Raw genomic sequence first — 13,397 nt, 5'->3', positions numbered from 1 at the left:
CGGAGCCGGGCGCACTGATGATCGTGCAGGATCGGCAGAAGCTGCCCGGTGTGCTTTTCCCTGTCTGGAAGTTTCAGACCATGACGGCGGATGGATTGTCGAACGTCATCGCCCGGATTGCCCGCGACCTGTCCCTCGACGAGATGCCGCAATACGCGTACCTCATGTTGGTGGCGGCCAGACCGCTGATTCCCGCGGAACACGAATGGCTGGCGCCGCCCCTGCTGACGCCCACCCAGTATGCGGACTGGAACCAGATCCCGCGCGGTGGAGTGTTCGGGCCGCATTTCCCGCAGTGCCGTTCGCTCGGGCGCCAATCACCGCTATACCTGTTCACACGATATGCCGCCGATACTCTCTATGCAGACCATCTCGCCTCCCGGACGTTCGACGAGAACTTCCTGAACATCGTTGTCGAGCCCTACCTGCTGGACACGGCCCGCGAGATACAGGCGAGTTTCGACGACGCGACATCAGCCGAGGAACGGATCGGGCAGTGGTTCGCGACGACCGCGGCGGAAATGCTTGCGGCACCGTCCGATTCCGCACCCGATCTACTCCGCCGGGCCCTCCGAGCGTGGATGGACCGAAGCGCCGACGCATTGTCGAGCGAGGATCGAGCAGTCCGACAATTCATATCGACCGTGGGAGACCTGCTGGCCGGAGAGCACGATTTCGGCCGTTACCTACACAGCCGGGGGCACCCCGAGACGCAGGCATTCATCCACGATGTCAGGGACGCCGTCCAGCGGCGCGCCCCGCACAACGTCACCATCGCTGTGCCGTTCATCGATAACCTGACCGGATCGTCGCCGAGGCACACACCCACAGCGCCTGAGGCGGATTCCGCTACGGCGGCGCGGCTCCCCGAGACAACGGACGTCCCGGACGCGGATCGCCCAGTCGCACAATCGATGCCGGGCGATCCTGGCGACCACGCCGAAAAACCAGCAGCCGCAGCAGCTCCCGGCAGCGACGACGACAGCAATCCGAGAACGGCTGCGGACCAGCCGGTTTCGGAGCCACAGATATCCGGCACCATGGTTGTCGAAGAAATCAAGTTTTTCCGACCCGACATATCTGAAGAAATCGTGTCCGGATATGTGCCGGGCATTCTTGCGGCGAGCGGACCGAATTCCCTGGTGCTACGCGCAGTCGAGGCCCGGGGGATGTCTCACCGTAAACTGCGGGAAACGTTTGGTTATCCCAGGGAGATCGAATTCGAGGCAGAAGGCGTGGCGGTTTCATGCTATATCGCCTACAACCAGAAAGATGGCGACTATACCCGCGCCTACATATACCATAAGAATCCGCAGATCGATCACCCGCAATTCGACAAAGTCCACAACATGATCACTGCCGCGTTCCTGGATCGGTTCCCGGATACGGTGATCGAGCTTTATGAGGACTTCGACAACCCACCCCACCCACCCACTGAGCGAAACATCGGTCCGAAACCCCGCACCACCTCTAATTAGCCGACAGGCGCGCGCACCATGAATCGACGGCTCCGAGAACGCCGTCGATGACCGGGCTGATTCCATCATCTCCGCAGTCGAGGTCGAATTCGGGTCGGGACCGTGGGGACCCGGTTTCGCCTGCACCGGCCCAAGATCGACGAGCGGCTGCGGCGACACTGAATCGCGCGTCCTGCTCGGCATCCGGCTCACTCCCGCGTTTCGAATGCGCGCGAACGGCAGTGTGCCGGAATGACTTCGGTCCAGAAGTCGTGGCGAACGGCGTCCCAGAGTTTGGCGAGTTTCGGTAGCCGTTCGCGTGCCTGGACGAGGTCGGGATAGTCGCCGGGTTCAAACGAAGCAACCTGTGTTGCTTCAGATGTGTTGTGTACGCACATGATTCCGATCTCATGACGCTGGTTCAGCTGCCAGGTTGCTTGCAGACCGTCGACTTCGGTTCGGTGGATGCCGTCCATTCGGGCGTCGGCGGCGGTTATGGCTGGGCGGCGCGGGTGTGGGGATCCGCGTCGATGAGCGCGTCGAGCACGTCCAGCAGCGTTGCGAGATCGGGCCCGCGCCATGCCGGCGGTTGGTTGCCGATCGGTTCGAACGGCAAGCCGTGGGCCGCGGCGCGTTCCCGCGGGCTCATGGCCGGTGGGACGAGCGCGCCCACCCGCACCAGACACCTGAAGGCGGCGGCCTTCATCGGGCAGGTGATAGCGCGACATGTTATGTGCTGCTGCATGATTCGATGCGCCTCGGCGACGGTGAGCGGATGGTCCGGGTGTGTGTGCTCCGGGGCGAGACCGCTGGACATGGCGCGCGCCCACGTCACCGGCGGGCATACCGTCTCGAGATCGCAGGTCTCGCAGACCCGGGCGGGTGTGTTGTCCACGCTGGCCAGGTCATAGACGATCAGGGCGGCGGCGTGCACACCACTGGCGATGGTGAGGCCGTATCCGATCGGATCGGTGTCCGGATGCTCCGGTGGCCGAACCGTATAGAGGTAGCGGTAACCCAGTTGCTCTGCGTGGCGGCGGATCTCGTTTGCATGCCGCGGCGCGGCGAGGCCGGATACGTCGGTCCGCACCAAGCCGACCGCTTTCGGTTTCCGAGTCTCGTCGCGGCCCGGCCGAATCCGCAAGTCGGCTGTATTCGGCTGTCCCGCTCGCCCATTCGTCATCATTGCGAACCTTCGCTTCGGTGTGTCGGTGGTCGATGGCGACCGTCGACTCGAGGGATCCGGCCGACCGCCATCTCTAGGACACACCGCCCGCGGGCGTCCCGGAAGCCGAAAACGGGAACGCCTGCCAATTAGCCGAAAAGCCCAGCGCAAAGCCGAAATTTGTGGGAGGGTCTTCCCGGTTCTGGAGCACCAGTCGGCTCGAAATTTGGGGGTAATTCATTGGTGGACAGCGATAGCAGCATCACCCGTCGGCAGCTCGGGCGATTGCTGCGCGAAGCACGTGACGCGATCGGACTGACGCTGGAGGAGGCCGCCCGGCTGATGGAGTGGAGCAAGAGCACCCTCCAGCGGTACGAGAAGGGGCTGAACCAGAAGATCCGGTTGCGCGAGCTGGAGGGGATGATCGATATCTATCGCATCGATCCCGAACGCGCGGAAGGACTTCGGGGGCTGGCGAAGCAAGCGGCGGAGAAGTCGTGGTGGCATGAATTCGGCGGAACCATCCCCGCAAACTTCAGTGTGTACATGGGCTTGGAGTCCGCAGCCGAAACCTTGACGACCTACCAACCGGATCTTGTTCCGGGGCTACTCCAAACAGCGGACTACGCACGCATCTTGGCACAGGCTGCCAGTCCCGGTGATACCGTCGAAGAACGCGAACAGCGCATCGCGATGAAACTGCGCCGACAGAATCTGATCACTCGCAAGACAAGGCCCGCCACCCTGAACGTGATCCTCGGCGAAGCAGTTCTGCGCCGCGTGATCGGCGGGCCGTCTGTGATGACTGCTCAACTAAAACATTTGGCAGACGCCAGCACATTGCCTAACGTCAGCATACGTGTGCTGCCGTTCTCAGCGGGCTACCCCACCGGTGACCAGATCGGACCGTTCATGATCCTGGAATTCCCCACGAACAGCTGGGGAGAGCCGATTGAGCCGACAATCGTGTACGCCGAGAACTACACCAGCGACATGTATTCCGAGAAGGTGGGTATCGTGCAGCGATACACACAGGCGCACCAGATCATCCAGCAAGCAGCGCTGGACGAGGTCGGCAGCAGAGCGCTGCTGCGGAAGATAGCAAAGGAGTACCAGCGTGAACGTTGACCTATCCGCAGCCCAGTGGTTCAAGAGCAGCCGCAGCGGCGGGACCAAGGAATGTGTGGAAGTCGCGTTCCTGGACAACGGCATCGTCGGCGTCCGCGACTCCAAGAGCCCAACCGGCCCAGCCCTGGCCTTCTCCCCGACCGAATGGGATGCCTTCACCACCGGCATCCAATCCGGAGCCTTCAACCACCCCGCCTAACCACCAGGAACCCAGCGGAGCAACCAAGCGGCCGCACCCCGAATATGTTTCGAGGTGCGGCCGTCGTACTTCACACGACTTCGAGCCGGACGTTCGGGTCGAGAGCGCGGAGATCGTCGGGTTCGGAGGTGATGACGGCGCGGGCACGAGTCGACCGCGCGCACACGATCACGTGCGCATCCACCACATCAGAGGCACCGGAACTGGCGAGCAGCGCACCGACTGCTTGGGCATGGCGGCGATCGAGGTCGATGACCTCCACACCTGCCGCGCCGAGCAGCCGCCCGATCGGGTGCCGGGGGCTGTTGCGCCGCACCTGTGCGAGCATGGTGGCGATCGCTGCCGCGTGCGCCGGCCGCCAGTTCGGGTTCGCAACGCGCATCCGGCCCGTGTGAGCTGCTCGAATCCCGGCAGCACCAACGAGTAGCGACTCCGCGCAAGGTCTGTCGGCGATGGGCTCGACCGCTACTATTGCGACATGTCCCTTCCGCGTATCGAGCGCCCGGATCTCCCCGAGTACATGACCTGGGACGAACTCGAACGCCTCCCCGCGGAGATCGCCGACCAGATCGAGCTGTGGAATGGACGCGTGGTGTGGGTGCGACGCGGCCCTGCGGAGCATCAGACCTTCTCGAACCGTCTCTGGAGCACAATCGAACGCTGTGCGCGAAAGACCATGTCGGAGCATCCTGAGCATTGCTGGCGGGTGACCACCGAGACAAACGTTTTCCTCGGGCGCAATGGCAAGTCCGATTTCCTGACGCCCGACTTCCTGGTCCACCGCTGCCTCGGTTCCCCGTACCAGGATCTTCGCAGCGCTGACGTCGTGCTGGTCGGGGAGGTCTTGTCCCCTTCCAACACGCAGACCGATATCGAGGCGAAGAAAGGCCGATACGCAGGGGCCGGTATTCCGTGGTATTGGGAAGTGACGTTGGACCGTGAAGCCAGCGCCATCGCAATAGTCCGCACCTATGGCCTCGACATCGGCCACGCCCAATTGCCGGATGGTGTCCATCCATTGCGCCCCGCCAACTATATCCTCGCTGGCGAATGGACCCACGCGAACTCGGACGGCATCGCCATCGACTTCCCATTCCCCATCGCCATCCCCTGGACCGATCTCGAATACTGACCGCAGGGTCACACGACTTCGAGCCGGACGTTCGGGTCGAGGGCGCGGAGATCGTCGGGGTCGGAGGTGATGACGGCGCGGGCGCGGGCTAAGCGCGCACACACGATCACGTGCGCACGGGCGCTGGTCGAGCAACCGGGTACGGCGGTCAGTCGTCAGCAGCTGCTCGACCGCATCTGGGGCGATGCGTTCCTCGCGGTATCACATGCGCTCTACGTGCACGTCAATGTGCTGCGCACCAAGTTGAACCGCCCCGGACTGATTACGACCGTCCACAGCTACGGCTACCGGTGGAATCCTGGTACCGCCGTGACGAATTCGGTCGCTGTTGCAGAGTCGATGGCTATGGGTGCCCTTGCGGGTTGCACAGCCTGACCCGGAAATCGCGGCCATCGCCGTTCCCCGACCTGGGGCCAACGCTATGCGCCAGGTGAGAGGATGTGGGGTATGACACTGTCAGGGGATTCGTTAGAGGGGCGGCAGCCGACCAGTCATGAGCGGATGACCGGGCTGCCCTGGGATGCGTCGTATCAGGATGGGCCCGCGCCCTGGGATGTAGGCAGGCCGCAGCAGGCGATCGTGCGGTTGGGAGCTGCGGGCAGGTTCGCGGGGGCGGTGCTCGATGCGGGGTGCGGCAGCGGGGAGAATGCGCTGCACGTTGCGGCGCTGGGATTTTCGGTGCTCGGCGTGGATGTGGCCGAGACGGCGTTGGTACACGCGCGGACAAAGGCCGCCGAGCGTGGGACCGACGTAGAGTTCATTGCGGCCGATGCTTTGCAGTTGGAGCTGTTGAGGCGCACGTTCGAGACAGTGTTGGATTCCGGGCTGTTCCACAGCTTCGACGCGAACGAGCGACCGGCATATGCGGCGAGTCTGGCCTCGGTGACCGAGCACGGCGGCACGCTGTATGTGTTGTGCTTCAGTGACGACGGGCCCGATACCGGCCCGCACCCCGTCAGCCGGAACGAGCTCTACACGGCATTCGATGGCGGCGGCTGGCGTATCGCCACCATCGAAGCGGACCGGATCGAGACGCGATTCCATGACAACGGCGCACCGGCCTGGCTCGCGACGATCAACCGGATCTAGCGCGCACTACTTCCCGGATAGAGCCGCCGCGATCTCGCGCCGCGATCCGATGCCGAGCTTCGCCAGGATGTTGGACACGTGTGACTGAATTGTCCTGCGCGACAAGAACATCTGCGCCGCGATATCGGAATTCGCAAAGCCCTCGGCGACCAAGGCGGCCACCTTGCGTTCGGTATCTGTCAGGGCGGCCCGTCCAGACTTGGGCCGATTGCGGGGTCCGCGAACACCGCGGCGAATTCCATACGGGCGCATGCGCGCGACCGCGCGGGCGGTATCCCAGGAAGCGCCAAGGCCGGTGTAGAGCTCGACCGCGGCATCCAGGGCGCCGCGGGCATCGGAGGCGCTCCCGTCCGCGGCGAACAATAATGCGGCGTTCTCATGGGCCTGCGCTTCATAGAACGGTCGCCCCGCCTTCCGGAAATCGGCGGCGGCCGTGCGCAGGATCGCGGGGTCGCGTTCGGCGACGCCGCGGCACAGCAGCGCGGTACCGGTCCTGGATGCCGTGGGTTGGCGACGGGCCAGCTCGGCCGAAGCCGCCACCACCGAACGCGCCGCCTGCTCGTCACCGACATCGGCGGCGAGCCGGGCGATATCCGGGAAGATGTAATACAGCGTGGGCGAGGTCAAACCGTCGCTGAGGCGCTGGTGCGCGTCGACGAGGAGATCCAGTGCGCCGCGCGGGTCGCCGTGAGTCTCGAGCGTCAGGGCCTTGATCCACGGCAAGAACTGGCCGTATCCACTGCTGCCCAGCTGATTGTTCGGTGCGGGGATGTCGTCCGGACCGGGCAGGAAGGTGCCGCGGTGGATGCCGATCAGCGCGGACAGGCCGTGCAGGAACGGGGTGTAGCCGAAGGCGTCGGGCGCCGACTGGCCCGACGCGCATTCGACGATCGCATCGTCCCAGCGTCCGTTCAATAGATAGAGCCGTGCCTTGGCGACCACGTTGGCACCGAGATAGACACCGTTGATCCGGCGACTGTGTCCGATCGCCTTGTGCAGCACCGCTTCCGCGTCGGCGAGCCGATCGAGCTCGATCAAGCAGTGTGCGGAGAGAATATAGGGATCGAACTGGTCGGAACCGAATCCGCTGTCGAAGACGGCGATGATGCGGTTGCTCAGTTCCAGTGCCTCGTCGAGGTCGCCGTGGGTGTAGCGCACGGCCCCCACGGTCAACAGTCCGTATCCGGTCACCAGCGGATTCTCGGTGGCATCCCCGATCGCCAGCGCCCGCGCACCCGCCGCCTCCGCGGCGTCGAACCGGCCGAGCAAGAAATTGTTCAAACCGCTCATCCCGTGGAATCGACCCGCGTCCGCATCCGTGAGATTCGCTGTGGCCAGGGCCTTTTCGGCAACGGCGACGACTTCGCGCAGATCGCCGCGCGCATGGCAGGCCTGCATCAGCAACCAACGCAGTTCGATATCGTCCCCCGGCCGGTTCAGCAGCGCCGTACGCACGAGGGCTTCGGCCTCGGCCGCGCGACCGTTCCACAGCAGCGCTTGGGCGTGCAGTCGCAGCAGGACCGGACGCATGCCGAGGTCCGTGGTACCCGCCGCACGCTGCAACAGCTGCACCGCGATCTCGGGCACGCGCACGATCAACTTGTCGGCCACCGGGACCAACCAGTCGAGGGCCGGCTTGTCCAGCTCGGTCTCCCCCGCAAGTAGGTAGTACGCGATCCGCTCGATCGGTGCGTCGGTGGCCAGCAGGATCTGCCCGGCCCGGCGCAGCAATCCGGCGCGCAGTGAATCGGGCAGCTGATCGGCGAGGACCTGACGGATCAGGTCGTGCCGAAAGATCAGTTCGGAATCGGCATGGGTGAGCAGTCCACCGTCGGTCGCCTCGGTGACGACTTTCCAGATTTCCAGGATCGGACTGTCCAGTACTGCGGCCAGTTCCGCGACGTACACGGTCGGTCCGAGTGCGGCGGCCATCGGCAGTACTTGCCGCGCCGACCGGGACAGGAATTCCAGCCGCTGTGCGATCGCCCCCGCCAACGATGCCGAGGGGCCATCGGCCGTTTCGGTCGGATCCGCGGTATCGGCGATCACCGTGATCGCCTGGTCGCGTAAGAGCGAGGCCACCAATTCCGTGATGTAGAGCGGATTTCCGCCCGCACCGACCACCTGCCGCATCAGGCCCGGCCCCGGTGCCGCACCGACCATATGCCGAACCAGTTCCGCCGCAGCCGGTTCGGGCAGCGCACCGAGCCGAATCATCTGCGCACCCCGTTCCACGAGTTCGGCCGTCAACGCGACGAATCCGGTGTCCCTCGGCAGCGGACGCGCCGCAAGCACCAGCAGCAGCGGCAAATCGCCGACCACCCCACAGAGCCGGTTCAGCACCGTCAGACTCTGCCGGTCCGCCCAGTGCACATCGTCGATGATCAATGCGACCGGCCCAGCGGCACACCAGGTATCGACCAGATCGAGGATCGCCTCGGTGATCGCGAACTCGTGCGTCGCCGCACCGTCACCGGCTCGTTCCCCACTGCGCAGCAGCGCGCGCACCGGATCGGATCCGCGATCGCTGTCCAGCCAGGAGCACACCGCCGCGAACGGCACCTGCCGTTGCAACTCCTTCGCGGCACCACGGCGGACGGTCAGACCGTCGGCCGGGTATCCGGCAGCGGCGGTATCGAGCAGCGCGGTCTTGCCGATACCCGGCTCGCCCTCGACGAGCAGCACCGTCCCCGCCCCCGCAGCGGCTTGCCGACCCAACGACACCACATGCTCGACCTCAGCATCGCGACCGACGAATACGGAGGTAAGGCGACCCTGCACGCAGAGGATCCTATGCCCTCCACACGGCCTCGTGCAGCATGCACATCGCCCGGCCAGCGCGATATCGCACCTCCAGATGCGGATATTCCTGCCCGCTATGACGGATGTTCCCGCTTGGCGGCTGCCATAGGGTCCGTTAACGGCGGCTCGCGACCGGCGAACCGACCGGATACAGCAGGTCTGATCGGCCGCCGAGCAGAGGAGAACCGTTGCAGTCCGAGGCACTTACCCGACACCCCGCACTCGCGGTGGTACGCGGAATCACTCGCATCGGTAGTCATCTCGCGCGGGAAGCGGTCACCCGTCCACAGGCCCTGCGTGCGGCCGATGTGCCGGTGACCGGTCGAGAATTGACCACCCATTGGCTGACCGCGGTGCTGTGCTACGACCATCCGGGTGCGGTCGTCGAGGCGTTCGATATCGGCGACAACAGCAGCGGTACCTCGACACGGTGGAAACTCACCGTTGGCTACAACGAGATCGGGCGGGTCGCGGGTCTACCGGAAAACCTGTTCGCGAAGACGACGGCGGGTTTCACCCAGCGGCTGACCCTCGACCTGGCCGGCATCCTGCACGGTGAACCCGGCTTCTTCAAACATGTGCGGCCCGACCTCGAAATCGAGGCACCTCGCGGCTATCACAGCGCGGTCGACAGCCGCTCGGGGCGTTCGATCTCGTTGCTCGAGGACATCGTCAGCACCAAGGGCGCCAGCTTCTGCACGCCGGGCACTCCGATCGGACGCGAGCAGATCGAAGATCTGCTGAGCACCATGGCGACCTGGCACGCCCGCTACTGGAACGACGAAGGACTCCGGCTGCACCGGTGGCTCAAGGCGCCGCGGGCACATTTCGCCAATCTCGACCGGTTGATCGGCATGCCGACGCGGTCGCGGGTCGGGGCTCAGCGCGCGGCCTCGGTAATTCCGAACGCACTACCGGCGCAACATGACCGGCTGTATCGCGCCCTGGAGCGCTCGCTCGAGATCGCCAGCACTGGTCCGCAGACCTTCCTGCACGGCGACAGCCATATCGGCAATACCTACGTCACCGCCGCGGGCCGAATGGGTTTCACCGACTGGCAGGTCGTGCTGCGCGGCAGCTGGGCCTACGACTTCGCGTATGTGGTCGCATCCGGTCTGGCTGTGGCCGACCGCCGAGCCTGGGAGCGCGAGCTACTGAGCGGGTACCTGGATCGACTAGCCGCCTGCGGAGCACCCGCACCCGACTTCGATACGGCCTGGCTGGCCTACCGCCAGCAGGCGCTGTATCCGTACTTCATTTGGCTCTCGACCATCGGCCGCAGCGCCATTCAACCCAAGTATCAGCCCGATGAGGTCTGCCTCGGCATCATCGAGCGCACCGCGATCGCCGTACTCGACCTCGATGCCGCCGGAGCCGTCGAGGCGACCGGATGAAAGGACCAGAGGGAGCCGATGCGCATCGTCAGTAATCGTTGTCACACGGTGGAATACACCGTGACGACGGCGAGCCCGTGCGCCATTCATATCGAACCGTCGGTGATCGGGGCACGCAGGTCCTTCCACGACTGCCTGCTGGTGACGATCGGGGTGGACCGCGGCGACCGGGCCTTGGCGGGCACCGCCGTGCAGCTGGTCCGGCGCATCGTCACCGAATCCGACGCCGGACCGATCGTCGTCGAGGGCTTCGCGTGTCTGCCTCGCCCCGACGAAAGAGCCAGCACCCCAGCGGGATTCGATGTGCTCTCCGAATTCGCCGAGGCACTCGACGTACTGACCGAGGTCACCGAGCGGCTCGAGGAGCGCGGTGAGCAGGTGCATCTGATGCCGTTCGGCTGGTACAAGAATTGCCGTGTCGACCCGCTCGACGGGATCGGGACACAGCAGGTGATCCACATGTCGGCCGACGACAACCGGCAGCGCGAGCCGATGCTGCGCTGGCACGGTCCGCGCTCACGGTTGCTGGCACATTCCGCGTTGGCCGCAGGGGAAAGGAAGGTCTGCGTCAGCCCTGAGCGTGGTCGACGCTGAGGATGGCTTGAATCGACTGCCCGGCCGGACACCATGATGTCGCTCAACCACTACCATTGCGGCATGTCCTTTCCGCGTATCGAGCGTCCGGACCTCCCCGAGTACATGACCTGGGAGGAACTGGAACGTCTCCCCGAGGAGATCGCTGGGCAGATCGAGCTGTGGAACGGTCGTGTGGTGTGGGTGCGCCGCGGACCCGGTGAGCATCAGCGGTTCACGCGTCGGCTGACGAACTCGATCGAATATCACGCACGCAAGTCGATGTCCGAGCAGGCAGAGAGCTGTTGGCTCGTCGACTTCGAGACCAATGTCTTCCTGGGGACCAGCGGAAAGTCCGACTTCCTGACCCCGGACTTCCTTGTTTACCGTTGCCTCGAATCTCCGTACCAGGATGTCCGTGCAAGCGACGTCCTGCTGGTCGGCGAGGTGCTGTCCCCCTCCAACACCCAGACCGATATCGAAGCGAAGAAGGGCCGCTACGCAGGCGCCGGGATTCCCTGGTACTGGGAAGTCGCCTTGGACCGCGAATCCAGTGCCATCGCAACGGTTCGCGCCTATGGCCTCGAGGTCGGGCACGCCCAGCTGCCGCATGGTGTCCACCCGTTGCGCCCCGCCAACTACATCATCGTCGGCGAGTGGACCCACGGGGACCGGGACGGCATCGCCATCGACTTCCCGTTCCCCATCGCCATCCCCTGGGCCGAACTCGAGTACTGAGCATCCCCATCGATGGGGAGCGTCCCAGTGCGGCGACCACTACTGTCCCTACGGGGCGGAACCGGCGCCGCCAAGCGTCGACATCGTCCACGACACCGACAGCATGCATCGCCGCATTCGAACAGCGTGCACCGAGCGCCGCGGCACGTGCCATCGAATCCCCGTGCGCGTAACTCCCAGCCCTGACCCGGGAACGAGAAGACCGCCGAAAAATACAAAGGTTCCTAACGGTTCACTATTGATTGTGCCGTCAAATAGCGGCACAATAGACCTCAGACAACCTGCATCCCCGGCACACCCACTTACCGACCAAGTCCGGGCTCAGCGGGACGAAGGAGATTTCGGTAACCATGAACCTCAAGTCGAAGAAGGTCGTCATAGCTGGTGTAGTCGCCGGCGCACTCGTGATCACACCGGCTGCCATGGCGATTCAGTCGACCATCGCGGCGCCCGGCAGCCATAGCAACAGCAACGGCGGCGGGGCTCGAGGCGGTGGGTACAGCAACGGCAACTCGGGCAGCCGCCGTGTCGCCGATCAGGATCACGCTGCCTCCGGCGACAACTCGAGCCGGGGCACGTACGAGAGTGGCGGCGATGGCGGACGCTGGGTCTGGGTGCCCTCCGAGGGCCGCCGCTGACCCACTCCCCTTGCGGCTCTTCCTATTACGACTGCGACCGTCGCTCCAAAAGGAGCGGCGGTCGCAGTCGTTTGTGCGCCGCATCCGATGAGATCACTTCGACAATCGCCACCTGGAGCACAACTGCACCTGGTAGCCAATTGCACTCCGCTAGTGGCCAATTGATTGTGTGCTAATAGACGTGCAAACAGACCGATGCCCTCCCGAGCGGCGCGTGCCGAATGGCATGACCACCCGAAAGGGCTTCAGCTGTAGGAAGATTCGCGGTTTGTGGCTCAGGTCAGGCTACCGTCTATACACAGGCTCGAGGACCGCCACGACGGCCCCGGCCGGTTCGCACTCATATCGAAGGTCCAGTCCGAAATCGGCCCGGCCGCACGCCAATACAGCCCGCCGCGGCCGTCCGCAACGGCCTCGTAGATATCTTCGCGCCCCTCGATCAGCTGACTGCCGACGCAGTAGTCCATGTATTCGGTGCCCGGCTGCTGCGCACCCGGACTGAACTTGCCGGCGGGATTGCCGTTGGTACCCGGGTTGTACACGCTGCTGCGACCGGAGGCGTAGCCCTCACGAGACCAGCGTGCGAAGCCGAAGAAATCGGACTGGCACCGGTATGTCCAGCCGCCCGCGGAGATGACCACGCCCTGCTGCACGGCTTCACCGGCCCACAGGCAGCGCACGCCGATGTCGGCATTGGCCGCGGGCGTCTCGGTGCCGATACCGAATCCGCCGATGCTCGCCGCAATGGCCGCAAGCAAGGACAGTGCTCGGATCTTGTTTCGTCCCTTGGCATTACGCGCCTGGTCGGAACCGCTCGTAGGCCTGGGGGTGTCGCGCAGTTCGCTGACGTTGCTCATCGACGTCTCCTTCATCATTGTCTCGCCCGCGGCCGACGTCGATACGGGCCGAGGGAGGTGCTGTTCCCGCTGCCTAATGTAACGCTATTTAACGGCACGTTGTTCTAAGTATCGCCAGCCATGGGAACGATGAAAGGGGAAGACCTGGTCAGGGGCGTGCGGCACCGAAAAATCGGCCGTAAGCCAGGCAAGAAGAGTGCGGGTGTTGGCGCAAACCGGACGCGT

14 protein-coding genes and 1 pseudogene are annotated in these 13,397 nt (G+C 64.6%); 10 read left to right on the top strand and 5 right to left on the bottom strand.

Features of this window, described 5'->3' with window-relative positions:
* Positions 1-17 precede the first annotated feature (17 nt).
* A complete protein-coding gene (locus AB0J29_RS26760) occupies positions 18-1,478 on the top strand; it encodes a hypothetical protein (protein ID WP_364791859.1) in 1,461 nt (486 codons plus the stop codon).
* Between the two features lie 188 nt (positions 1,479-1,666).
* On the opposite strand, the gene AB0J29_RS26755 is transcribed toward AB0J29_RS26760, so the two are convergent.
* Positions 1,667-1,933, bottom strand: a complete 267-nt coding sequence (locus AB0J29_RS26755) for a hypothetical protein (protein WP_364791856.1) — start codon at positions 1,931-1,933, stop codon at positions 1,667-1,669.
* Between the two features lie 17 nt (positions 1,934-1,950).
* Complete coding sequence (locus AB0J29_RS26750; protein ID WP_364791853.1) at positions 1,951-2,643, bottom strand: hypothetical protein; 693 nt, start codon at positions 2,641-2,643, stop codon at positions 1,951-1,953.
* A 222-nt stretch (positions 2,644-2,865) separates the two neighbouring features.
* Between AB0J29_RS26750 and AB0J29_RS26745 the strand changes: the two genes are divergently transcribed.
* Positions 2,866-3,750, top strand: a complete 885-nt coding sequence (locus tag AB0J29_RS26745; protein WP_364791850.1) for a helix-turn-helix transcriptional regulator — start codon at positions 2,866-2,868, stop codon at positions 3,748-3,750.
* Positions 3,740-3,949, top strand: a complete 210-nt coding sequence (locus tag AB0J29_RS26740) for a DUF397 domain-containing protein (protein WP_364791847.1) — start codon at positions 3,740-3,742, stop codon at positions 3,947-3,949. Before AB0J29_RS26745 ends, AB0J29_RS26740 begins: the two co-directional genes overlap by 11 nt.
* A gap of 70 nt (positions 3,950-4,019) precedes the next feature.
* Here AB0J29_RS26740 and AB0J29_RS26735 read toward each other — a convergent pair whose 3' ends face one another.
* Entirely contained in the window at positions 4,020-4,331 is a 312-nt protein-coding gene (locus tag AB0J29_RS26735; protein ID WP_364791844.1) for a hypothetical protein, read from the bottom strand.
* 96 nt (positions 4,332-4,427) lie between these two features.
* Between AB0J29_RS26735 and AB0J29_RS26730 the strand changes: the two genes are divergently transcribed.
* The 3 genes and pseudogenes from AB0J29_RS26730 to AB0J29_RS26720 all read left to right on the top strand — a co-directional run bounded on the left by AB0J29_RS26730 (position 4,428) and on the right by AB0J29_RS26720 (position 6,170).
* A complete protein-coding gene (locus AB0J29_RS26730; protein WP_364791841.1) occupies positions 4,428-5,081 on the top strand; it encodes a Uma2 family endonuclease in 654 nt (217 codons plus the stop codon).
* Positions 5,082-5,204: 123 nt separating this feature from the next.
* Positions 5,205-5,375 (top strand): annotated as a pseudogene (locus tag AB0J29_RS26725) (winged helix-turn-helix domain-containing protein); the annotation flags it as partial.
* Between the two features lie 207 nt (positions 5,376-5,582).
* Positions 5,583-6,170 (top strand): class I SAM-dependent methyltransferase, encoded by a 588-nt coding sequence (locus tag AB0J29_RS26720; protein WP_364791865.1) that lies wholly within the window; start codon positions 5,583-5,585, stop codon positions 6,168-6,170.
* Between the two features lie 6 nt (positions 6,171-6,176).
* Here the strand turns inward: AB0J29_RS26720 and AB0J29_RS26715 are convergent, their stop codons facing one another.
* Positions 6,177-8,951: an AAA family ATPase gene (locus AB0J29_RS26715; protein WP_364791838.1), complete on the bottom strand. Its 2,775-nt coding sequence runs from the start codon at positions 8,949-8,951 to the stop codon at positions 6,177-6,179.
* Between the two features lie 209 nt (positions 8,952-9,160).
* On the opposite strand from AB0J29_RS26715, the gene AB0J29_RS26710 reads away from it, so the two are divergent.
* The 4 genes from AB0J29_RS26710 (at position 9,161) to AB0J29_RS26695 (ending at position 12,315) form a co-directional block, all read left to right on the top strand.
* Positions 9,161-10,366: a phosphotransferase gene (locus AB0J29_RS26710; protein WP_364791835.1), complete on the top strand. Its 1,206-nt coding sequence runs from the start codon at positions 9,161-9,163 to the stop codon at positions 10,364-10,366.
* Positions 10,367-10,384: 18 nt separating this feature from the next.
* Positions 10,385-10,960 (top strand): threonyl-tRNA synthetase editing domain-containing protein, encoded by a 576-nt coding sequence (locus AB0J29_RS26705; RefSeq protein WP_364791832.1) that lies wholly within the window; start codon positions 10,385-10,387, stop codon positions 10,958-10,960.
* 63 nt (positions 10,961-11,023) lie between these two features.
* Positions 11,024-11,677: a Uma2 family endonuclease gene (locus AB0J29_RS26700; RefSeq protein WP_364791828.1), complete on the top strand. Its 654-nt coding sequence runs from the start codon at positions 11,024-11,026 to the stop codon at positions 11,675-11,677.
* 350 nt (positions 11,678-12,027) lie between these two features.
* Positions 12,028-12,315 carry a hypothetical protein gene (locus tag AB0J29_RS26695; RefSeq protein WP_364791825.1) on the top strand — a complete coding sequence of 96 codons (288 nt, stop codon included), beginning with the start codon at positions 12,028-12,030 and terminating at the stop codon, positions 12,313-12,315.
* Between the two features lie 275 nt (positions 12,316-12,590).
* Here the strand turns inward: AB0J29_RS26695 and AB0J29_RS26690 are convergent, their stop codons facing one another.
* Positions 12,591-13,172 carry a hypothetical protein gene (locus tag AB0J29_RS26690; RefSeq protein WP_364791822.1) on the bottom strand — a complete coding sequence of 194 codons (582 nt, stop codon included), beginning with the start codon at positions 13,170-13,172 and terminating at the stop codon, positions 12,591-12,593.
* Between the last annotated feature and the right edge of the window lie 225 nt (positions 13,173-13,397).

The organism is Nocardia sp. NPDC049707 (genome assembly GCF_040674855.1).
Lineage (GTDB): Bacteria > Actinomycetota > Actinomycetes > Mycobacteriales > Mycobacteriaceae > Nocardia.
Note: the sequence above shows the minus strand (reverse complement) of the source record. Positions and strands in the feature narration are given on the sequence as shown.